We start from the raw sequence: 20640 nt of genomic DNA on the forward strand, positions 1-20640 counted from the left end.
ATGGACGCCTTCACCGCCGTCTTGCAGGGCTTACCAATGACCCTGCTTCTGACGTTCGCCGCCTTCGCGATCGGCATCGTTGGCGCAGTTCCGCTCGCCGTCGGACTGTCCGCGCAGAACTGGCTGGTTCGGCTGCTCTGCAGGCTCTTTGTTGACCTGGTCCGAGGGGTGCCAATTATCGTCTGGCTCTTCTTACTGAAGTTCGGCATCCAGATCGGCACCTTCAAGTTCAACCCGGTGGCCGCTGCCATTGTTGGCCTCGGTGTGGTCTCCATCGCCTATCTGGCGGAAATTTATCGGGGTGGCTTACAAGCTGTCCCGCGTGGTCAAGGCGAGGCCTCCGATGCTCTGGGGCTGAGCCGCAGCACCACCTTCTATCGAGTGATGGTCCCGCAGGCTTTCCGAGTGGTTTCACCGTCAATCGCCACCTATCTCACCGGGCTGCTCAAAGATTCTTCGATCGCTTCGACCATCATCGTCAGCGAAATGGTCTTCCAATCCCAGTCCTTCGCCCGGCAACATCCAACCGTCGAGGGCATCCTGCCCTACGTCTTCGTCGGCGTGCTTTACATCGTGCTGAGCCTGCCGGTCGCCTATATTTCACGCCGTCTTGACGCCCGGATGAGGAAGGCCATTTACGTATGAGCTGGCTAACAGATTGGCTAAATTATCTGCCGCAAATGGCTTCCGGGCTGAGCGTCAGCTTGTTGATCGCTGGCATCTCAATCTTGTTGGGTTTCCCGCTCGGTCTAGGACTCGGAGTGTTGGTGACTCACCGCAATCTCGTTCTCCGCACCCTGGCACTGGCCATCGTCGAGATTGGCCGCGGTGCACCCGCCCTAGTGATCCTCTACCTCTTTTACTATGGTCTGCCAAAGTTCGGTATCGCTTTCGAGAGCATCACAGCAGCCTGTCTGGCACTCACCTGGAACGCGGCAGCCTATTCAAGCGAAATCATCCGGGCCGGTCTGCAGTCGGTGGCCCGTGGCCAGCATGAGGCGTCAAGCGCGCTCGGCCTCTCCGGTCGGGATGCCTTCTTCCGAGTGGTCATGCCGCAGGGCATCAGATCAGCAATTCCAGGCCTGATGGGCGTCGCCATCCAAATGTTCCAGGGCACCTCCTTGGCCTACGCCATTGCAGTACCTGAGCTAATGAAGACCGCCTACAACATTGGCAGCCAGGATTTCAACTACCTACAGGTCTTCACGCTCGCTGGCATCTGTTACGCGGTGATCTCGATGCCCGCCACATGGATCACCGTCTTCTTTGAAAAACGCCTAGCCAGGCACGCCTGAACCTTCGCATCACACTCGCAACACATCACAACATCAGGAGGAACCATGAAATCAACTCGACTCAAGGGCGCCGCGATCATCGCAGCTGGCGCGCTCACCCTAGGGCTTAGCCTCACTGCTTGCGGGGGCGGCAGCACAACGGCCAACTCCGGCTGCAAACCAAAACACGAAGGAATTCAAACCATTGCGGCTGGCAAACTCACGGTCGGCGTGATTGATATTCCACCGTTCAGTAGCTATAACAGTGGAAAGCCAAGCGGCATCGACATCGACATCCTGAGCAAAATCGCCAAGGATGAATGCCTCGAGCTGGCTTACCAGCAAGCTACTTACGCTGACGCCGTGCAGTCGATCTCCGGCAACAACATCGACCTAGCAGTGGGCACCATCGACGCCACCGAGAAGCGCCTCAAAGCCGTGGACTTCTCAGCTTCGACCTATCTCGACGGAATGGGCATCGCCTCCAAGTCTGCTGCCACCACGGTGACCGATCTGGAGAAAATGAAGAAAGTTGGTACCATCGACGGCTACCTCTGGGTCGAGGATCTCAAGAAGATTCTGGGCGATAAGCTCACCACGTACCCCAGCAGCGTTGAACTCAAAGCCGATTTCGACGCCGGTCGCCTCGATGCTGCGGTCGATGCCTACGGTGTGCAGGTTCTTCAGTTCAAGGGCAATTCCGCAATCACCGTCGCCCTCTCCAACGACAAGCCGGATCCCCGGGTCGGCGCAATCACTCACGCACCCGAGGCCGCCTTCCCGATGACTAAAGGAAATAACAGCCTCAAAGAAGCCCTCAATGCCGGCATTGCGGCACAGCATCAGGACGGCACCATCACCAAACTGCTGACCGGCGCCGGATTGTCGGAGGGACTCGGTAAGGTTGCCACTACTCAGTACATCGTGCCAGCTAGCTAAGCTAGCCCACTAAGCTAGCGGTCAAGCTACCGGTCAGACTGCCCCGCAGAGCGGTGTCATTAGCTTTTGGGTGCGGCGCGGGCGTGCGCCGCACCCAAAGGATCTTTGAGGAGTTCGGATGAGTTTGAGCTATTTCGATGCCGAGGCGGTGCGGGCGGCACTCCCCTGGCACACCGCCGTCACTGCTTTGCACAACGCCCTGCGGCAAGGCGTCGACCCCGAGCAGGATAGCCCTCGGATCTTCAGCCCGGCACCGGGTGGGGAGTTCCTACTGATGCCCACCACGGGCTCGCGCTATAGCGGTCTGAAAGCTCTTACCGTCGCGCCGGAGAATCCGGCTCGCGGTTTGCAGAAAATTCAAGGCATCTACCTGCTAATCGATTCCGAAACACTGTCCCCGCTGGCCACCATGGACGGCAATGAACTGACCGCAATACGAACCCCGGCGGTCACCCTGCTTGCGGTCAGCCAAATGCTCGCGGCGGCTCCCGGCGGCGAGCCAACGCAGCCTAAACTACTTATTTTCGGGGCGGGCGTTCAGGCACTCAATCATTTCCGGGCGGCCAACGTCTTGTTACCGCAGGCCACCGATTTCGCGGTGCTCGGTCAGCGGCCGGAGCGAGTACAAGCCCTGATCAGACAGCTCAACACGGAGGGGATCCAAGTTCGCCCGGCCGAACCTAGCGAGGTCTCCGACGCGGATATCATCCTGTGCACGACTTCCTCACGGACGCCGCTTTTCGATGGGAATTCGGTAGCCCCCGGCACCATCGTGGCAGCTATCGGTCAGCACGGCCTGGATGCTCGTGAAGTTGACGCCGCCCTAGTGCGGCGCAGCGACGTCGTAGTAGAGTCCAGAACTGCCGCCTGGCGGGAAGCCGGAGATCTGATTCCGGCTCGTAGCGTCTCGGAGTGGCAGAGCATCCAACCCGCTAATCTGCAGGATCTGGTGAACGGCAAACTTCGTCGGAATGCTACGAAACCTTGTCTTTACAACGGGGTAGGAATGGCCTGGGAAGACCTAGTGATGGCCACCGTAGTGTATGAAGGAGGCAGCGGACGTTGATATCTAAGCAAGGAGAACTCCCAGTGCAGGCCGATCAGAACCATCTCCCCCTCGCCCCGCTGGGCCGCCAACGAAGTCTTCGCGAATCGGTCACCGAATCACTACGCGCCGCCATTATTGCCGGTTCACTGAGCGAAGGTACTCTTTACTCGGCGCCTTCGTTGGGGGCCGCTTACGGAGTTTCGGCCACCCCAGTCCGAGAAGCCATGATGGACCTTGCTCGCGAAGGCCTGGTCGAGACGGTCAAGAACAAAGGCTTCCGGATCACCGCAATGAGCGATCGTGAGCTCGATGAGCTCACCCAGATTCGGCTGCTGTTGGAACCGCCAGTGATGGTGGATATCGCCGGTACCGTGCCACCCTCCGGTATTGCCATGTTGCATGGTTTGGCTGATCATATTGTCGAGGCCGCACAGAGCGGCGACCTCGCCGCTTATTTGGCTGCCGATCGCGAGTTCCATGCCGAATTGCTGCGTTATTGCGGAAATGATCAGCTCGTCGAACTCGCCACCAATCTGCGCACCCGAACCCGGCTGTATGGTCTCAAGGCGCTGAGCGATAGTGACCAGCTCGCGGAGTCCGCCCAGGAGCACCACGAACTGCTTGATCTGATCGCGGCGGGCGATGGAAAAGCAGCAATGGCGTTCATGCAGCGCCACATCGGCCATGCTCGAGGGTTATGGGCCACCGGGGAGAGCGAAGCCGCTCGCTGAGTCGTTCTAGAGAGCGTAATCCGCTCTAGACGAAGGCACTCATCCCGGTGACCGCCCGTCCGACGATAAGCGAGTTGATTTCGTAGCTGCCCTCGTAGGTGTAGAGGATTTCGGCATCACCAAAGATCTTCGCCATCTCGTAATCGGTGACAATACCATTGCCGCCTAACAGCGCCCGGCCCTGCGCCACCGAGGCCCGAGCCAATCGAGTGGTGGTCGCCTTAACCATCGCGGCCTGCGCCATCTGCGCCTCGCGTTGGTCTTGCAATCGAGCAAACTGCACCATCAACGCCAGCGAGCAGGAGGCGTTGCCGATAATTTCGGACAGCCCCAGTTGCACCAACTGGAACTTCGCCAGCGGCTTGCCGAATTGGTGACGCCGCACCACGTAGTCTCGGGCGACGTCGAAAGTAGCGAACTGAATACCGGCGCCTTGCCAACCCACCCAGGCTCGCGAATCCCGAAGCAGCTCATTGGCGGCAACGAAGTTCTTAGCCCCGGGCAGCAAATTGGCTTCCGGCACCCGGACACCATCGAGCACGATATCGGCGTTCTGCATGATCCGCAGACCGATCTTATTGACGATTTTGCTGGCACTATAGCCCGGACGGTCAGTCTCTACAATGAAGCCCTTAATTTCGTTATCAGCCAGGTCCCGCGCCCAGACCAGAGCAAAATCAGCCACCGTGCCGGAACCGATCCACCGCTTAGCACCGTTGATAATCCACTCGCCGTCGATCAGTTCGGCAGTAGTCTCTAGCCCACCCGCCACATCCGAGCCGTGATTCGGTTCGGTTAGCGCAAAAGCTCCGAGTTCGCGGAAGACCTTCAAACCGGGTAGCCAACGCTGCTTCTGCTCTTCCGAGCCGAGCTCATCGATCATTCCGACGATCAGTTCGTTATGGATACCGACTAACGCGGAAAGAGAGACATCAGCACGGGCCACCTCGAAGTACATCAGCCCCTTGAAAAGCTGAGAGCTCCCATCGGTCTGCAATTCGCCCAGGCCGTAGGAAGCCAGCTCGGGTAGCAACTCGAAGGGAAAGGCCTCGCGGTTCCAGTAGTCAATGCTTTCGGGACGAATCCGGCGCTGCAGAAACTCCCTGGTGCTGAGATAACGCTGCCGTTCCTCCGCTGATAACAGATCAACGATCTGCATGAGATCGGCGTCGGGAAAAGGCAATTCATCACTCGTGGTCTCGAGATTCTGACTAGCGGGCTTCGTTACCAGCACTTGGTTCCCTTCTACGGCCGGTGCGGCCATTGGGTGAATGAGCAGTCACTCTTTCAAACCCTAGGATATCCAAGTATATTGCAGAATAACCCAGATCACTAAAGGCAATGGAGAGCTGAACATGACCGTCACCGATGACTTCCGCACTGCTCGCGACCGCCTGATCGAACTTCGTTTGGACTACCAGAAAGCTCGCGAGGAGTTCCGCTGGCCTCAGTTCGAGCAGTTCAACTTCGCCCTGGACTGGTTCGATTCAATTGCCAGCAACCCGGAGACCGCTGATAGGCCCGCCTTGGTCATTGTGGAGCCCGATGGCAGCGCTACTCGACGCAGTTTTCGCGACCTTTCATTGCGTTCCAACCAGCTTGCCAACTGGCTGCGATCGCGGGGGGCGCAGCGCGCGGACCGAATGATCGTGATGCTCGGTAATCAGGTTGAACTCTGGGAAACCATGCTGGCCGGGATAAAGCTCGGACTGGTGCTGATCCCCACCACCACTCAGATGGGTCCCGCCGACTTGGCCGACCGGGTGCAGCGCGGCGAAGCTCGTTGGGCAATGGCCTCCTCGGCAGATCTAGCCAAGTTTGCCGAAGTGCCGGGAGACTACCGACTCATCGAAGTGGGAGGCATGAGCCATCCAGCCGCACTGCCTTACGCTCAGTCGGCGGAAGCCTCGGAGCTCTTCGAACCCGATCAGCCAACTCAAGGCTCCGAGACCCTGTTGTTGTATTTCACCTCGGGCACTACCTCCAAAGCCAAACTGGTTGAGCACACCCACACTTCCTACCCGGTTGGCCACCTTTCCACGATGTACTGGATCGGGCTAGAGCCCGGCGATGTGCACCTCAATGTCGCCTCGCCAGGCTGGGCCAAACACGCCTGGTCAAATATTTTTACCCCGTGGATCGCCGAAGCCTGCGTTTTCATTTACAACTACGAGCGTTTTGATGCCAAAGCTCTGATGACACAGATGGACGCCGAAGGGGTAACCAGTTTCTGCGCCCCGCCCACGGTATGGCGATTATTGATTCAGGCCGACCTGACTCAGCTGCAGAATCCGCCGCAGAAAGTGGTTTCGGCCGGTGAGCCGCTCAATGCCGAAGTGATTGAGCAGGTGCGCCGGGCCTGGGGACAGACCATTAGAGACGGCTTCGGCCAGACCGAATCAACAGTGCAAATCGCTAATACACCAGGGCAGGAAGTCACTATCGGCGCAATGGGTCGGCCACTGCCCGGCTACGATGCCGTGTTAGTCGATCCGATCTCCGGCCAAGAAGGCGAGGAAGGCGAGCTTTGCCTGCGGCTAACTGCAGCGTCGGAAGGCCAAAAAGGCCGTTATGGCCGGCCGGTAGGACTCATGAAGGGGTACTACGGCGACGCCGAGAAGACCGATTACGCTTTCCGGGACGGCTATTACCACACCGGCGACCTGGCCGAGCGAGACGCTAACGGGGTGATCACCTACGTCGGGCGCGACGACGACGTGTTCAAGTCAAGTGATTACAAACTGAGTCCCTTTGAGCTAGAGAGCGTGTTGATTGAGCACCCGGCGGTGGCCGAGGCCGCCGTGGTGCCCTCTCCCGACCCACTCAAGCTCTCGGTACCCAAAGCCTTTGTGGTGCTTACTCCGGCTTATCAGCCCAGCCCGGAAACCGCCGAGGACATCCTGCGCTACTGCAGGGAGCACCTGGCCCCCTTCAAACGCATTCGTCGGCTGGAATTCACCGAGCTGCCGAAGACCATTTCGGGCAAGATCCGCAGAGTCGAATTGCGAAGAAATGAGGCGTTGCGGCACGGCGACGGACCGTTGCCCGAGGGTTTTGGGGTGGAATACAGTGACAGCGATTTCCCCGGGCTTAGAGGAGGCACCGAACAAGGATGAGCACCCCACTCCCCCGAGACCCAATTGCCGAGGCTCAAAGCAACTGGGAACGTCATGGCTGGGCTGAGGTGGCCTCGCCGATGGCCGCTATCACCGCGATTATGCGCACCCAGCAAATCCTGCTGTTGCGGATCGAGACGGTGCTCAAACCTTTTGGGCTGAAGTTTGCTCGCTACGAATTGCTTGCGCTGCTGAGTTTCTCCAAGCACGGCGCGCTGCCGATGAACAAGGCCAGCGCACTCTTACAGGTGCATCCCACCTCGGTAACCAACGCCGTCGACCGTTTGGAGCGGGACGGCTTGGTGAAACGTTCGCCACACCCCACCGACGGTCGAGCCACCCTGATCACGCTCAGCCCGGCGGGTAAGGCCCTAGCAAAAAGGGCGACGGCGGCACTGAACGAAGAGATTTTCAGCCAATCCGGCTTTGCCGAGGGCGATGTGCACACTCTGATCGACGTGCTAGCGCGCTTCCGCCAAGGCGCCGGCGACTTCTAAGCCCGCGTTCTTTCCCAGCCCTCCCATCGAGTGTGCAGATATACATCTTATGGACCGTCTTTAAGATGTATATCTGCACACTCGGCGGCGCGCTTGCGAGGATCAGCGGTGCTTGAAGTCCGGGGTTCGCTTCTCCACGAAGGCTGACATCCCTTCTTTTTGATCCTCGGTGGCAAAGACCGAGTGGAAGAGCCGACGCTCATAGGTAACACCCTGCACCAGCCCCATCTCGAAAGCCGCGTTCACGGCTTCTTTGGCGATCATGGTCACCGGCTTCGACTTCGAGGCGATCACTTCGGCGGCCTTCAGCGCCTCGGCGACGACCTCCTCGGCGGGCACTACTCTAGCCACCAACCCGGATCGTTCAGCTTCTTCGGCTCCCATGAACCGGCCCGTCAGGATCAGATCCATCGCCTTCGCTTTTCCCACCGCCCGGGTCAGCCGCTGTGAGCCACCCATTCCGGGCAGCACTCCCAGGTTGATCTCCGGCTGCCCGAATTTGGCGTTCTCGCCGGCAATAATGAAATCGCACATCATCGCCAGCTCGCAGCCACCACCGAGCGCGAAGCCAGAGACCGCCGCGATCATCGGGATGCGCAGCCGAGTCAGATTCTCCCAGTTACGAAACCAATCCTGGGCGTACATTTCCATGTAGTCCTGGGCGGCCATCTCTTTGATATCCGCACCGGCGGCAAAAGCCTTCGCCGAGCCGGTGATCACAATGGCACCGATCTCCGGGTCGGGATCCAATTCGGTCGCCGCCGCGACCAGTTCGTCCATAGTCGCCTTATTCAGCGCGTTGAGCGCTTCCGGGCGGTTCAGGGTCAACTGTGCAACCCGGCCATGCCTTTCTAACAAGATGTTCTGATACTGCGTTTCGCTCATTCAGATTCCTTAGCCTCGGGCCTTGGCAGCTGCCGCTGCTTAGCTACGGTCAGTCTAGTGTTCAGATTTTTCTCGGATGTCGGTGATGATGCCGGAGAAATCTCGACCCGCGCCGCCTTCTTCGGCGAATCGCTGGTAGATCTGGGCGGCGAGCGCACCGAGCTCTCCGCTAACCCCGGTGCTTTCCAAGGCAGCCAAGGCAAGGTTCAGATCCTTTGACATCAGCGCTCCGGCAAACCCGGGCTGATAGTCACGATTTGCCGGGCTAGCTGGCACTGGTCCGGGAACCGGGCAATTGGTGGTGACGGCCCAACATTGCCCGGAGGCGGTGGAGATCACGTCATAGAGTGCTTGATGCTCAAGACCCAGTTTTTCGCCCAGCACAAAGGCCTCACTAGCGGCGATCATGCTTACTCCGAGCAGCATATTGTTGCAGATCTTCGCTGCCTGACCGGCGCCGTTTCCGCCGCAATGCACGGCACGCTTACCCATCACTTCGAGCAGCGGAGCAATGGTTTCAAATTCGGCCGCGGCTGCGCCGACCATAAAGGTCAAAGTGCCTGCTTCGGCCCCCACCACGCCGCCGGAAACCGGGGCATCGGCTGCACGATGCCCCGCCTCCACTGCTAGCTGCGCCGCTTCACGGGCCTCATCAACGTTGATGGTTGAGCAATCCAGGAACAAGGTGCCCGGCTGCGCGGCAGCCAGGAGTCCGCCACGGTAGGCGTCCAGTAAGTGTTTTCCGCTGGGGAACATAGTGAGCACCACGGTGGCTCCCGCAGCGGCTTCCTCCGCGCTGGCCGCCACCGGCACCCCATTGGCGGTAGACGCTTCCAGGGCAGCGGGGACCACGTCGAAACCCCTTACCTGATACCCGGCTTTGACCAGATTGACCGCCATCGGGCCGCCCATATGCCCTAAACCTAGGAAGGCAATAACTTCACTCATGCTGCGTTCTCCTTCGAACTGCTCATCAGGCTGTTTGCTTGTCTAGCTCTGCACGGCCGCGGCCAGGCCAAGCTCGTGCTCGCCATTACGGACAAAGTAACTTTCGACGTCGGAGTCGCTCACCTCGGCCAGGCTGGCCGGCTGCCACTGCGGGTTACGATCCTTGTCGATCACCTGGGCTCGGATGCCTTCGGCCATATCGTGACCGGCCAGCAATCGCAGGCCAACCCGGTACTCCTGATCCAGTGCTTCCTCAAGGCTGCTTAGCTCACGAGAACGACGCAGCGAAGCGAGGGCAACTTTGAGCGCGGTGGGAGATTTTGATTCGATGGTCTGCGCGTAGCCAGCGGCAGTTTCTTGATCTTCAGTTGTTACCGAACGCAGACTACTCAAAATCTGCTCGACGCTCTGCGCCGCGTAGGCCTCGTCGATAAGTTGCTGCTCTTGTTGTAGCGCCGACGCCGGGGCCGCCGCCACGAATCGAGGCAGAACTTCATCCACTGGCTCTGATTCCAGCGCTAATGCGAGTTCGGAAAGCCGCTCAGAGGGAACAAATTCATCAGCCATGCCGAGGAACAAAACATCGGCGGCGGCCAGATGGGAACCCGTCAGCGCCGCGTGGGTACCGGTTTCTCCCGGTGCACGCGAAAGCAGGAAAGTGCCGCCGACGTCCGGTACGAATCCAATGGTGGTCTCCGGCATCCCACAGCGGGTCCGCTCGGTGACCAGCCGGTGCGAGCCGTGCGCCGAGATGCCCACTCCGCCGCCCAGAACTAAGCCGTCCATAAACGCAATATAAGGCTTGGGATAGCGCGAAATGAGCGAATTGAGTCGGTACTCGGTGGCCCAGAACGCCGCCGAGCTATTGTTACCGCCACCGGCCTGCTGATCAAGCGCGTCTCGATAGATCGCGACAATGTCGCCCCCGGCGCAAAGACCGCGGTCGCCATTGCCGTAAACCAGCACTTGATCGATGGCGTCATCCACCGCCCAGCTCTGTAACTGGGCGAGCATTAACTCGCACATCCCCGCGGTCAAAGCGTTCACCGCTTTGGGTCGGTTCAGAACCACCACACCGAGCGAACCGCGCTGCTCGAACAGGATTGCTGCTTCTAGCTCGGCTGGGTTCAAGCCTGTCTCCGTCACTAGCTGCCTTCCGGCATCACGAAGCTCGCGCCTTGCCGGATTCCGGAGGGCCAGCGGGTGGTCACCGTTTTCGTCTTAGTGTAGAAGCGGAAGGCGTCTGCGCCATGCTGGTTCAGATCGCCGAAACCGGAAGCCTTCCAGCCGCCGAAGGTGTAGTAGGCGATCGGCACCGGAATCGGCACATTGATCCCCACCATGCCGACCTGGACGCGACTGGCGAAGTCACGGGCGGCGTCGCCGTCGCGGGTGAAGATCGCCACGCCATTGCCGAATTCGTGATCGTTCGGCAGGCTCAGCGCTTCCTCGTAGTCTGCGGCGCGAGCGACGCAGAGCACCGGACCAAAGATCTCTTCCTTGTAGATGCTCATCGAGGTGGTGACATTGTCGAAGAGCGAGGGCCCGCACCAGAAGCCATTTTCGTAACCCTCGACGGTTTGACCACGGCCATCAACCAATAAGCTGGCACCCTCGTCAACACCGGCCTGAATGTAGTTTTCGATCCGTTCCTTGGCGGAGGCAGCAACCACCGGGCCGAAGTCGGCGGTGGGATCCATGCTGGCTCCTACCTTGAGGTCCTTGATCCGTTCCTGCAGCTTGGCGACCAGGGCATCTGCGGTTTCTTTGCCGACCGGAACCGCCACCGAAATCGCCATGCAACGTTCCCCAGCGGAGCCGTAGCCCGAACCGATTAGGGCGTCCGCGGCCATATCCAGATCTGCGTCGGGCATGATGATCATGTGGTTCTTGGCACCACCGAAGCACTGGGCCCGCTTGCCGTGAGCCGCAGCGGAGGCGTAGATGCTCTGCGCAATCGGGGTGGAACCGACAAAGCCGATGGCCTTCACTCGCGGATCTTCCAACAGCCCATCGACAGCCTCTTTGTCGCCGTTGAGCACATTGAAGACGCCGTCCGGCAGACCCGCTTCGGTCAGTAGCTCGGCTAGTCGCAACGGCACCGATGGGTCGCGCTCCGAGGGCTTGAGAATAAAGGCGTTACCCGCGGCGAGCGCCGGGCCAGCCTTCCAGAGCGGGATCATCGCCGGGAAGTTGAAGGGCGTAATGCCAGCGACGACGCCGAGCGGCTGGCGCAGCGAATGCACGTCGATGCCGGTACCTACACTGTCCGAGAACTCACCCTTCAGCAGGTGCGGGGCGGCCGCGCAAAATTCCACTACTTCGATGCCACGTTGAATATCGCCCTTGGCATCGGGAAAGGTCTTGCCGTGCTCCGAGGAGAGTAACTCGGCAAGTTCGTCCATATGCTCGTTCACTAAGTCGACAAACTTCAGCAGGATGCGGGCCCGACGCTGCGGGTTGGTAGCGCCCCAGGCAAGCTGTGCTTGCGCGGCATTGCTAATTACGGTGTCAATCTCGGCTTTTCCGGCCAGTGGCAGTCTGGCTTGCACCTCACCGGTACAGGGATTGAAGACGTCGCTGAAACGACCGGATTCGCCCTTGACATGCTTGCCGCCGACATAGTGAGTAAGTTCGCGCACCATTGCTTGGAATTCTCCTCTGTTGTGGCCTCGGCTGACTCGGAACTGAGCAGACCTGCCTGCTAAGAAATATACTCGGACTTCCTACTAAGTTGCTAGGGGCGAAGAGCTTTCGACGGCATCTTCTCAGGATCCGTCCACTGGCTCTTGGTGTTGGCTGCACCCCGCCCCACTGATTCAAGGGTCTCAGTGGGCAGAGACGGCTTACCCCAGTGAACCCAAGGATTCGACGGGGCCTGGCACCCGAGGCAATGTGCCACTCAAAGCGGTAGCGCGAACGCCGGGGAAACAATCTCGCTCAGAGCAACAGCACCGCTAGGCAGCCGATGCCTTCTTAGGCTTCTTGACGAATAGGGTCTCTGCTTCTTCCAGCGACATGCCATTGGTTTCCGGGATCTTGAAGAAGACAAAGACGAAGGAAAGCAACGCGAAGGCGGCATAAATGCCGTAAGTGACGCTGAGCGACATACTGGCCAGCGCCGGGAAGCTCACGGTGATCACGAAGTTGGAAATCCATTGCGCCATTGCGGCGACGCCGAGCGCCTTGGCGCGGATCTTGTTCGGGAAGATCTCGCCCAGTAGCACCCAAACCAACGGACCCCAGGAAACCCCGAAGGCGATCACAAAGACATTGGCGGCCACCAGCGCAATCGGCCCCCAGGCGCCGGAAAGCTGCACTTCCCCGTTGACACTGGAAGAGGTGCTGAAGGCTAGCGCCATCGCTCCCAGGCTGATGGCCATCCCAATCGAGCCGGCCAGCAGGATCGGCCGCCGACCAAGCCGGTCTACGAGCAGGATTGCCACCACTGTCACCACCACATTGGTCACCGAGGTGATCACGGAAATGAACAGCGAGTACGACTCATCGAAGCCGACTGACTTCCAGAGCGTGGTGGAGTAGTAGAAAATCACGTTAATGCCGACGAACTGCTGGAACATCGAAAGCGCAATGCCGATCCAAACAATCGGCAGGAGGCCAAATCGACCGCCAAAGAGACTGGCTCTTTTAGCTTTGGCGTCCTCCGCGATGGAACTGCGGATATCTTTGACTGCCTTGTCGACGTCGGCCTTCGGCCAGAGCGAGGCGAAAACCTTTGTTGCTTCAGCTTCACGACCCTTCTGCATCAGATAGCGCGGTGATTCCGGCAACCGGAGCGCCAGCAGGCCATAGACCAGGGCCGGCAGCGCGCAAGCAATAAACATCCAGCGCCAAGCCTCTAAGCCGAACCAGAACTTCTCGGCGGCACCGCCGGCGGCGTTGGCGAACACAGTGTCGGAAAGTAGTGCTGCAAAAATACCCAGCGTGATCGCGAGCTGCTGCAGCGAGGCCAGCCTGCCGCGGATCAGCTTGGGCGAAATCTCGGCAATATACGCCGGAGCCACCACCGAGGCGATGCCAATGCCGAGACCGCCAATAATCCGCCAGAGCACCAGATCCCAGACTTCGAAGGCCGCACCGGCACCGATGGAGGAGACAAAGAACAGCACGGCGCCGAGCAGCATGGTGACCCGGCGGCCCCAACGATCCGCCACTGCGCCGGCTAAATAGGCTCCGACGGCAGAACCCAGCAGCGCGGAGGCGACCGCGAGCCCGGTAAGCGCACTGGAGAGGCCGAACCGACCCTGAATAGCGTCAACCGCGCCATTGACCACCGAGGAATCAAAACCGAACAGGAAGCCGCCCACCGCCGCGGAGATCGCTAAACCGATCACCTTGAGTTGGAGTTTCCTATTCGTACCATCCGCAGCCATTACGTTTCCGCCTCTCAGAGTCATCGTGCCCTCGCCACTATAACGCCGTTCACTGGGATCAAGCTCGACGGTTACGGGCGAAAGCCCTGGCCTTTTCGCTGGAAAGGGCTAGCATGGCGAAGATATCCAGCGCTACGCCGATCAGGTTGGTACTGAAGGAGATTCGTTCGCCGTGCGCCGCACCAATAGCGGTAACCACGATGGAAAGCGCAGTCACGGAGAGCAGCGCGATCCGCGCCCAGTTGTGCCCAATCCAGACGAAAAAAGCCAGAGCAATCTGGAAGAGCGCGAGTAAACCCAGGATCAAAAGCGTGATGATCGTCACGCCCTCGGTGAGCTGGACAAGCTCCGCCGGGGTATATTTCTCCCCGGCTAATAGGCTGTTCACCTCGCTCGAGGTCAAGAACGCGATAGCGCTGATAATCGTGGTGATCGCGGTAAAAAACCCAAAAAAGGCGCCAAAAATTGTCGGCAGCGGCCGCTCCAGGGTTGGCACCTCGAGATCGCTAGTGCCCGGGATCTGCACCGCGTGGATCTGTTCCGACTGGACCTGTCCCGCTGCGGAGTCGGCCATTTCAATGCCATTCAAGTCCACAATCGGCAAGTCACCGTCGGTGGTGATTTCATCACCGCCACCGTTCCGCGAGTGATAACCGGTGGAGAAATCCTCGATTACATCGAGAGCAACCGTGGGGTCGGCTGTTTGCATGGTCTGCACAATGTGGTCGCGTTCTTTGTCGATATCCGCGTCGATCTTATGGGTGATCTGGAAGGTGAACAGCGAAAGTCCGACACTTCGGTCAAAGGTGCCTGCTGCTAGCCAGTCCACCCGATGCCCACCGGGTAGCAGCCAATTATCCGGGCAGCGCCAGAACCGCACATGGTGTCGTTTGGCCGGGCTGTTAGCAACTTCCTGCTGAAAAGCGAAGTCCTGTTGCCGGCCAAAGAGCATCAGCGAACTCACCGGAGCTTCCAGATAGCTGCGCCGGGTGAGCGTCGAGGCAATGATCCGCCAGCTGCTCAGCAGGGTAATTTCATCAGCCTTGGTCCAGCCCGCCGCTCGCATGATCGATTCGAGCTGGCGCTGCGAGCCACGGACCGCCAGGTTGATCGGATCGCCCAGCAGGCCGTCGGCAGTGCGGGAGCGGCCAATGAAGTAGTCCGGCACATAAATGCTGGTCAAGATCCGATGCAGCCTAGGCAGGGCGACATAAGCGAGCACTGCCCAGAAGGGTAAAGTCAGCCAGAGCCAGGACCAGCCGCCGCCGAAGCTCGCGGTGATCACCAGCCAGGCCAGCCAAACCGAGGCCGCCCCGCTAAAGACAAAAAAGAGGTTGTCGACCAGCAGGTTAATCGACCATCGTCGCTTCCTGACCTGAGTTGTTCCGCCCGACGCCGTCATCGGCCCAGCTTATGCGATGCCATCGAGCACTCGAGGCAGCGGCCGCTCGAGTTAGCGTGCCGCGGTGGCGTCAGGCTCATCCGATTTCAGCACGGCCTGACCTTGTCTCTCGGGATCGGCAGCTTGTTGTTCGCGTTCCTCAGCCAGGGTTTTCATCACTTGCGCGAGGTGTTTCTTATTGGCGTTATAAGCCGGCATCAGGATCAGGAACGGCACCGCGAAGGCAGCCAGATGGGTCAGCCCAACCCAAATATTGAGCACCAGTGAGGGAGCGTTAAATAGTTGCAATAAGGCCGCGCCACCGGCAAAGAAGCCAAGCCAAAGGGCGAGGCCGATCAGTCCTGACCAGACCGGATGCATACCAATGAAACTCGTCATTCGCCGGGGCGAACTGCGCAGTTCGCCGCTCGCTGCCTCGGCAACAGATTCTCGATGGTCGGCCATCTTCAGAACTTCGTCCCGGTGAGCTTTTCATACGCCTCGATGTAGCGCCCGCGAGTTCGTTCGACGACGTCCTCGGGCAGTGCTGGCGGCTCGCCTTGGCCATCCCAACCAGACTCGTCGGAACGCAGCCAATCCCGCACGTATTGCTTATCGAAGCTTGGCTGCGCGCGACCGGGCTGCCACAGTGCAGCGTCCCAGAACCGTGAAGAATCCGGGGTCAGCACCTCGTCCCCCAGGGTGACAACGCCGTCGGCATCGAGGCCGAACTCGACCTTGGTATCGGCCAGGATCACGCCGCGTTCGCGGGCAATTCCCTCGGCTCGACGGTAAATTGCCAGGGTCTTCTCACGCAATGCTTCGGCGTACTCGGTGCCGACCGAAGCCACCACGGCAGCAAAATCAATATTCTCGTCGTGCTCTCCCACCTCAGCCTTCGCCGAGGGCGTGAAGATCGGCTCGGCCAATCGGGAGCCATCGTCTAAGCCCTCGGGCAACGGCAGACCGCAGACAGTCTGGCTTTTGCGATACTCGACTAGCCCCGAGCCGGTCAGGTAACCACGGGCGATGCACTCCACCGGGAACATCTCAAGCTTCCGGCAGATCATCGCCCGGCCAGCGACTTCTGCCGGAACACCGTCCTCCACAGAACTGGCAATCACGTGATTGGGCACCTCGAGCTGCGAAAACCACCACAGGCTGAGCTGAGTGAGAACCTTGCCCTTATCTGGAATTTCGGTACTCAGAACCTGGTCGAAGGCGCTGATCCGGTCACTGGCGACCACCAAGACACGATCTTGGCTGCCGTTACTGGGAACGTAGAGCTCGCGGACTTTTCCGGAGTACAGGTGGTTCCACCCGGCAAGTTCGACAACACTCATTTAGCCTGCTCCTGTTCTTGAGGCGCACCCTGACTAGCTTTGTCTTGATTAGCTTTGTCTTGACTCGGTAGCAAAACCGTCCCGCGCGCCGCCTTAGCGGCAATATCTCGTCGATATTGGCCGCCATCCAACTGGATCAGCCCAATGCCGTCATAGGCGCGCTCTCGTGCTTCGACCAGATCCTCGCCCAGGCCGACAACCGCGAGCACTCGGCCGCCGGCGCTGATGAGTTTCTGCTCGTCATCCGTCGCGGTACCGGCATGCAGCACATGCACCCCGTCGAGCGCATTAGCCTTTTTGACTCCCCGGATCCGATCTCCAGTGCGCGGAGAGTCGGGGTAGTTAGCCGAAGCCAGCACAACAGCAACGGCGGTTTCCGGGGCCCAGCGCAGCGTCTCAACGGTGTCGAGTTGCCCCTTCGCGGCCGCCATCAGCAAACCACCAAGCGGGGTGCGCAACCGAGCCAGCACTGCCTGAGTCTCCGGGTCACCGAACCGAGCATTGAACTCGATCACCCGCAGTCCCCGCGAGGTAAGCGCCAGTCCGCAGTAAAGCACCCCAACGAAGGGCGTGCCGCGGTGGGCCATCTCATCGATAGTTGGTTGTGCCACCCGGGAAATCACTTCATCGACTAGCCCGGCCGGTACCCAATCCAACGGAGAGTAAGCCCCCATTCCGCCGGTGTTGGGGCCTTCATCACCGTCGTAAATTCGCTTAAAATCCTGTGCAGGAGCCAATGGAACCACATTGCTGCCGTCGGAAAGCACGAAGAGTGAAACCTCGGGGCCGTCGAGGAACTCCTCAATCACCACTTCGCCGCCGACATCAAAACAGCTTTGCGCATGAGCGAGAGCTTCACCCCGATCGCTGGTTACCACCACTCCCTTGCCTGCTGCCAGGCCGTCGTCCTTGACCACATACGGGGCACCGAAGGTGTCAAGGGCCTCGGCTGCCTCTTCGGCGTTGGCAGCCACCTTGGCCATCGCGGTCGGCACTCCGGCGCCAGCCATCACCTGCTTGGCAAAGGCTTTCGAACCCTCTAAAGCCGCAGCAGCTTTGCTGGGGCCGAAGACCGCAAAACCTGCCTCACGAAGCCGATCTGACACCCCGGCGACCAGCGGCGCTTCGGGGCCAACCACCACGAGGTCCACCTCTAGCTTGTTTGCCAAGGCGGTGACGGCTTCGGGGTCGCTGGCGTTCAGCTGATGGGTGGGCACTAACGCAGCTATGCCAGCGTTACCGGGGGCTGCATGCACTTCGTGGACATAAGGATCGGCCAACAGGCCTCGGACAATGGCGTGTTCGCGGCCGCCGGGGCCAATGACAAGAACCTTCACAAAAGCCAAGCCTACCGATCAATTCGCGCTACTCCTCGCGCGTTACTGTCCAGATTTTTGCTTATTCCTTCGCCCAAAGCCCCTTAGCTGCACCGGAACCCTGGCTAACCGCGCTCTACTGCCTCGCTATTGGCGGATCTAAGCCGAATATGCGCAGTGAAGATATTGCGCCGAATATGGAGATAATGGAGGCGTGGTGCATACATTTTTGGCGCAGGACGCCGTTGAACTCGCCGTCGTCGAACGCAGTGGTTTTATTGAATCCCGGCATATTGGCTCCGCTGTATTGACCGCGCAAGACGGTTCAGTGGTTTTCAGCCTGGGCGATCCGATTGCTCCGATCTACCCACGTTCCACCCTCAAGCCCTTTCAAGCTCTCGCCTCAATGCAGGCCGGCGCGCCATTACGCGGCGCCCAGGCCGCAATTGCTAGTGGCAGCCACACCGGTTCTATTGAACACATGGACCTGGTCAAAGACATGCTGCAGAAAGCCGGTCTGCGGGAGACCGATTTGCTCTGCCCTGCGGCTTGGCCGCAAGATTCCGAGGCCTATCGCTGGATGGTGCGGGCCGAACGAGGCAAGACCCCGCTGGCGATGAACTGTTCGGGAAAGCACGCCGCTTTCCTCTGGGCCTGCGTCGAGAAAGGCTGGGATCTGAAAAGCTATCTGGACCCTCAGCACCCGCTGCAAAAGCTGGCCATCTCGCTCATCGAGGAATACTGCGGCGAGGCACCTGTGCACCTTGGCGTAGACGGCTGCGGCGCCCCAGTGGCCGCAATCTCGCTCACTGCGCTATCCCGTGGCTACGGCAAGCTGAGCCGCTCACCCGGCGATAAGAACGCCAATGCCCGCGCCGCTACCATCGCCACCTCGATGGTCGATTACCCCTGGGCTGTGCAGGGTCGTGGCAAGCCCAATAGCGTGGTGATGGAAGACCTCGGCGTGCTCACTAAGGGTGGCGCCGAAGGCGTTATCGCACTGGGCACCGAGACCGGCGTCGGAGTAGCAGTCAAGATTCTTGACGGCAATGAACGTGCCTCAACTTTGGTCGCTCTCACTTTGCTCGCGGCCTCTGGGGCCATTGATGTTCCCGGGGTGGCCACGGTGCTAAGCAAGGTGGTCGAACCGATTACCGGCGGTAATGGTGTGGTCGGCAGTCTGCGCCTGGGCGCCGCGGTTTCCGCGCTGCTGGACTGAGCTTCGGATGGTCGCCCGACGTCGGGTACCCGAAGCTGAGGGTCGAGCCGCGCTCGCTGCCTGGCGTTCCGGATCCCAGGAACGTAATATCACAGCGCTCGCGGTGCGGTTCTGCCTCGAGGAGATCACTGCTCGGGCACCAGGGAACTCGGTCGAAGTTCGAGTGCCACCGTTCGGCGTCACCCAATGCATTGCAGGTCCACGACACACTCGCGGCACCCCACCCAATGTGGTCGAAACAGACGCCAGCACCTGGCTCAAGCTGGTGCTGGGCCAGCAAGAGTGGGCCGATGCGGTGGCCCAAGGTGCGGTAGCGGCTTCCGGCACCCGGACAGATCTGGCCGAGTTATTGCCGCTTTTCCCGACGGCCTAAGCGCTGAGCGGCGGCAGCGGCGCTAACCGGTTCCCGACGCTACGCTTAGATGATGCGGATGCATGAGAACCAGCTGGAATTGACGCTGCCTATTGTTGCGAGACTGGTTTCCACGCAATTCCCGCAGTGGTCCGCACTGCCTCTCCAGCCAGTGATCTCGACCGGAACCGTTAATCAGCTGTTCCGGCTCGGCGAGAAATGGTTACTGAGATTTCCGCTAGAAGCTGGCGACGTGGAAAACAGCCTGCGCGAGCTACAGGCGGAATTTCGTTCCGCAGAGTTTCTGCTCGGCAAGGTGCCGCTGAAGACTCCGGAGCCCGTCGCCATCGCTGAACCCGGCCCAGGCTTTCCCCTGCCCTGGTCGATTTACCGCTGGATTCCGGGTCAGGTCGTGCATCAGAACGAAGTGACCGATCAACTGGATCTCGCCGTTCGATTAGCCGGTTTCGTTACCGCGCTACGGTCCTTGGATACCGCTGGCCGCAGCTTCAGTGGTTCCGGTCGTGGTGGCTCGCTTACCAGTCAGGACGAGTACGTGGCCGAAGCGCTCGCTCGGAATCGCGGTCTGATTGATATTGATCGGCTCGGCGCGCTCTGGCAGCGGCTCCGAAAGGCTCCCCGCCCAGATGGCTCCGATCGCTGGACTCACGGCGACCTGATGCCCGGTAATCTGTTGCTCCAAGACGAGCGACTATCGGCAGTTATCGATGTTGCCACTTTGAGCCCGGCAGATCCGGCGCTCGATCTAATGCCAGCCTGGAATCTTCTCGACCCCGCTTCCCGCGAGGTTTACCGGAGCGAATTGGGCTGTTCCGACGCCGAATGGCAACGCGGCAAAGCCTGGGCGCTGGCTCAGGCGGTGGGCTGCCTTTACTACTATCGGGTTTCCAATCCGGCGATGTCCCAAACCGCTGAGCGAACCCTCTTGGCACTGCTGGACGACGAGTAGCACCAGCACCAGCACCAGCACCAGCACCAGCACCAGCACCAGCACCAGATTAGGCCGCTAAAGTGGTGCTGGAATAGCAGCTGCACCACTTTAACGACTCAATGTAGTGCAGCTGTTTAAGTCAGCTTCCGGCAATCCAAGCGAATAAAACTCCGCTGGCTCGCCCAAAAGCTCGCCCAAAAAGCTTGCCCTAAGACTAAAGCGGTGCTCACAGCAGAGTTTTGCCA

The 20640-nt window shown here is 59.8% G+C and carries 20 protein-coding genes; 10 read left to right on the forward strand and 10 right to left on the reverse strand.

Features of this window, described 5'->3' with window-relative positions:
• From UM93_RS11415 to UM93_RS11435, 5 genes are all read left to right on the forward strand, one after another.
• On the forward strand, nucleotides 1-645 hold the full coding sequence (locus tag UM93_RS11415; protein WP_045075679.1) for an amino acid ABC transporter permease: 645 nt from the start codon (nucleotides 1-3) through the stop codon (nucleotides 643-645).
• On the forward strand, nucleotides 642-1295 hold the full coding sequence (locus UM93_RS11420; protein ID WP_045075680.1) for an amino acid ABC transporter permease: 654 nt from the start codon (nucleotides 642-644) through the stop codon (nucleotides 1293-1295). The genes UM93_RS11415 and UM93_RS11420 overlap by 4 nt, the downstream gene beginning before the upstream one ends.
• 45 nt (nucleotides 1296-1340) lie before the next feature.
• Nucleotides 1341-2213, forward strand: a complete 873-nt coding sequence (locus tag UM93_RS11425) for a substrate-binding periplasmic protein (protein WP_052663760.1) — start codon at nucleotides 1341-1343, stop codon at nucleotides 2211-2213.
• A 118-nt stretch (nucleotides 2214-2331) separates the two neighbouring features.
• Nucleotides 2332-3279: an ornithine cyclodeaminase family protein gene (locus UM93_RS11430; RefSeq protein ID WP_045075682.1), complete on the forward strand. Its 948-nt coding sequence runs from the start codon at nucleotides 2332-2334 to the stop codon at nucleotides 3277-3279.
• A 23-nt stretch (nucleotides 3280-3302) separates the two neighbouring features.
• Nucleotides 3303-3992: a GntR family transcriptional regulator gene (locus tag UM93_RS11435; protein WP_045075683.1), complete on the forward strand. Its 690-nt coding sequence runs from the start codon at nucleotides 3303-3305 to the stop codon at nucleotides 3990-3992.
• A 25-nt stretch (nucleotides 3993-4017) separates the two neighbouring features.
• Here UM93_RS11435 and UM93_RS11440 read toward each other — a convergent pair whose 3' ends face one another.
• Nucleotides 4018-5151 (reverse strand): acyl-CoA dehydrogenase family protein, encoded by a 1134-nt coding sequence (locus UM93_RS11440; RefSeq protein ID WP_234399425.1) that lies wholly within the window; start codon nucleotides 5149-5151, stop codon nucleotides 4018-4020.
• 196 nt (nucleotides 5152-5347) lie between these two features.
• Between UM93_RS11440 and UM93_RS11445 the strand changes: the two genes are divergently transcribed.
• A complete protein-coding gene (locus UM93_RS11445) occupies nucleotides 5348-7108 on the forward strand; it encodes an AMP-binding protein (RefSeq protein ID WP_045075685.1) in 1761 nt (586 codons plus the stop codon).
• Nucleotides 7105-7605, forward strand: coding sequence for a MarR family winged helix-turn-helix transcriptional regulator (locus tag UM93_RS11450; protein ID WP_045075686.1), 501 nt, complete (start codon nucleotides 7105-7107; stop codon nucleotides 7603-7605). Before UM93_RS11445 ends, UM93_RS11450 begins: the two co-directional genes overlap by 4 nt.
• A gap of 102 nt (nucleotides 7606-7707) precedes the next feature.
• Here UM93_RS11450 and UM93_RS11455 read toward each other — a convergent pair whose 3' ends face one another.
• From UM93_RS11455 to purD, 9 genes are all read right to left on the reverse strand, one after another.
• The gene (locus UM93_RS11455) at nucleotides 7708-8490 is read right to left on the reverse strand and encodes an enoyl-CoA hydratase (protein ID WP_045075688.1); all 783 of its coding nucleotides are present in this window, start codon (nucleotides 8488-8490) and stop codon (nucleotides 7708-7710) included.
• A gap of 54 nt (nucleotides 8491-8544) precedes the next feature.
• Nucleotides 8545-9438, reverse strand: coding sequence for a 3-hydroxyisobutyrate dehydrogenase (gene mmsB, locus UM93_RS11460; RefSeq protein WP_045075689.1), 894 nt, complete (start codon nucleotides 9436-9438; stop codon nucleotides 8545-8547).
• A gap of 42 nt (nucleotides 9439-9480) precedes the next feature.
• The gene (locus UM93_RS11465; RefSeq protein WP_234399296.1) at nucleotides 9481-10584 is read right to left on the reverse strand and encodes an enoyl-CoA hydratase/isomerase family protein; all 1104 of its coding nucleotides are present in this window, start codon (nucleotides 10582-10584) and stop codon (nucleotides 9481-9483) included.
• Nucleotides 10584-12083, reverse strand: a complete 1500-nt coding sequence (locus tag UM93_RS11470; RefSeq protein ID WP_045075691.1) for a CoA-acylating methylmalonate-semialdehyde dehydrogenase — start codon at nucleotides 12081-12083, stop codon at nucleotides 10584-10586. The genes UM93_RS11465 and UM93_RS11470 overlap by 1 nt, the downstream gene beginning before the upstream one ends.
• Before the next feature lie 312 nt (nucleotides 12084-12395).
• Nucleotides 12396-13832: a sugar porter family MFS transporter gene (locus UM93_RS11475; protein ID WP_045075692.1), complete on the reverse strand. Its 1437-nt coding sequence runs from the start codon at nucleotides 13830-13832 to the stop codon at nucleotides 12396-12398.
• A gap of 58 nt (nucleotides 13833-13890) precedes the next feature.
• Nucleotides 13891-15234, reverse strand: coding sequence for an LssY C-terminal domain-containing protein (locus UM93_RS11480; protein ID WP_045075694.1), 1344 nt, complete (start codon nucleotides 15232-15234; stop codon nucleotides 13891-13893).
• Between the two features lie 51 nt (nucleotides 15235-15285).
• Complete coding sequence (locus tag UM93_RS11485) at nucleotides 15286-15678, reverse strand: hypothetical protein (protein WP_045075696.1); 393 nt, start codon at nucleotides 15676-15678, stop codon at nucleotides 15286-15288.
• A 2-nt stretch (nucleotides 15679-15680) separates the two neighbouring features.
• Complete coding sequence (locus UM93_RS11490; protein ID WP_045075697.1) at nucleotides 15681-16556, reverse strand: phosphoribosylaminoimidazolesuccinocarboxamide synthase; 876 nt, start codon at nucleotides 16554-16556, stop codon at nucleotides 15681-15683.
• Entirely contained in the window at nucleotides 16553-17893 is a 1341-nt protein-coding gene (purD, locus tag UM93_RS11495) for a phosphoribosylamine--glycine ligase (RefSeq protein ID WP_045075699.1), read from the reverse strand. Before purD ends, UM93_RS11490 begins: the two co-directional genes overlap by 4 nt.
• A 193-nt stretch (nucleotides 17894-18086) precedes the next feature.
• Between purD and UM93_RS11500 the strand changes: the two genes are divergently transcribed.
• From UM93_RS11500 to UM93_RS11510, 3 genes are read left to right on the forward strand one after another with little or no spacing between them, the layout of a single operon-like run.
• Complete coding sequence (locus UM93_RS11500; RefSeq protein ID WP_045075700.1) at nucleotides 18087-19091, forward strand: asparaginase; 1005 nt, start codon at nucleotides 18087-18089, stop codon at nucleotides 19089-19091.
• Nucleotides 19092-19098: 7 nt separating this feature from the next.
• Nucleotides 19099-19464 (forward strand): sterol carrier family protein, encoded by a 366-nt coding sequence (locus UM93_RS11505; RefSeq protein WP_045075701.1) that lies wholly within the window; start codon nucleotides 19099-19101, stop codon nucleotides 19462-19464.
• 58 nt (nucleotides 19465-19522) lie between these two features.
• Nucleotides 19523-20413 (forward strand): aminoglycoside phosphotransferase family protein, encoded by an 891-nt coding sequence (locus tag UM93_RS11510; protein ID WP_052663761.1) that lies wholly within the window; start codon nucleotides 19523-19525, stop codon nucleotides 20411-20413.
• The last annotated feature ends 227 nt before the right edge of the window (nucleotides 20414-20640 follow it).

The sequence above is a fragment of the Psychromicrobium lacuslunae genome, assembly GCF_000950575.1.
Taxonomy (GTDB): domain Bacteria; phylum Actinomycetota; class Actinomycetes; order Actinomycetales; family Micrococcaceae; genus Renibacterium; species Renibacterium lacuslunae.

Coding starts and splice junctions, on each gene's coding strand:
- UM93_RS11415 (WP_045075679.1), top strand. CDS start 1: ATGGACGCCTTCACCGCCGTCTTGCAGGGCTTACCAATGACCCTGCTT.
- UM93_RS11420 (WP_045075680.1), top strand. CDS start 642: ATGAGCTGGCTAACAGATTGGCTAAATTATCTGCCGCAAATGGCTTCC.
- UM93_RS11425 (WP_052663760.1), top strand. CDS start 1,341: ATGAAATCAACTCGACTCAAGGGCGCCGCGATCATCGCAGCTGGCGCG.
- UM93_RS11430 (WP_045075682.1), top strand. CDS start 2,332: ATGAGTTTGAGCTATTTCGATGCCGAGGCGGTGCGGGCGGCACTCCCC.
- UM93_RS11440 (WP_234399425.1), bottom strand. CDS start 5,151: ATGCAGATCGTTGATCTGTTATCAGCGGAGGAACGGCAGCGTTATCTC.
- UM93_RS11445 (WP_045075685.1), top strand. CDS start 5,348: ATGACCGTCACCGATGACTTCCGCACTGCTCGCGACCGCCTGATCGAA.
- UM93_RS11450 (WP_045075686.1), top strand. CDS start 7,105: ATGAGCACCCCACTCCCCCGAGACCCAATTGCCGAGGCTCAAAGCAAC.
- UM93_RS11455 (WP_045075688.1), bottom strand. CDS start 8,490: ATGAGCGAAACGCAGTATCAGAACATCTTGTTAGAAAGGCATGGCCGG.
- mmsB (WP_045075689.1), bottom strand. CDS start 9,438: ATGAGTGAAGTTATTGCCTTCCTAGGTTTAGGGCATATGGGCGGCCCG.
- UM93_RS11470 (WP_045075691.1), bottom strand. CDS start 12,083: ATGGTGCGCGAACTTACTCACTATGTCGGCGGCAAGCATGTCAAGGGC.
- UM93_RS11475 (WP_045075692.1), bottom strand. CDS start 13,832: ATGGCTGCGGATGGTACGAATAGGAAACTCCAACTCAAGGTGATCGGT.
- UM93_RS11480 (WP_045075694.1), bottom strand. CDS start 15,234: ATGACGGCGTCGGGCGGAACAACTCAGGTCAGGAAGCGACGATGGTCG.
- UM93_RS11485 (WP_045075696.1), bottom strand. CDS start 15,678: ATGGCCGACCATCGAGAATCTGTTGCCGAGGCAGCGAGCGGCGAACTG.
- UM93_RS11490 (WP_045075697.1), bottom strand. CDS start 16,556: ATGAGTGTTGTCGAACTTGCCGGGTGGAACCACCTGTACTCCGGAAAA.
- UM93_RS11505 (WP_045075701.1), top strand. CDS start 19,099: ATGGTCGCCCGACGTCGGGTACCCGAAGCTGAGGGTCGAGCCGCGCTC.
- UM93_RS11510 (WP_052663761.1), top strand. CDS start 19,523: ATGCATGAGAACCAGCTGGAATTGACGCTGCCTATTGTTGCGAGACTG.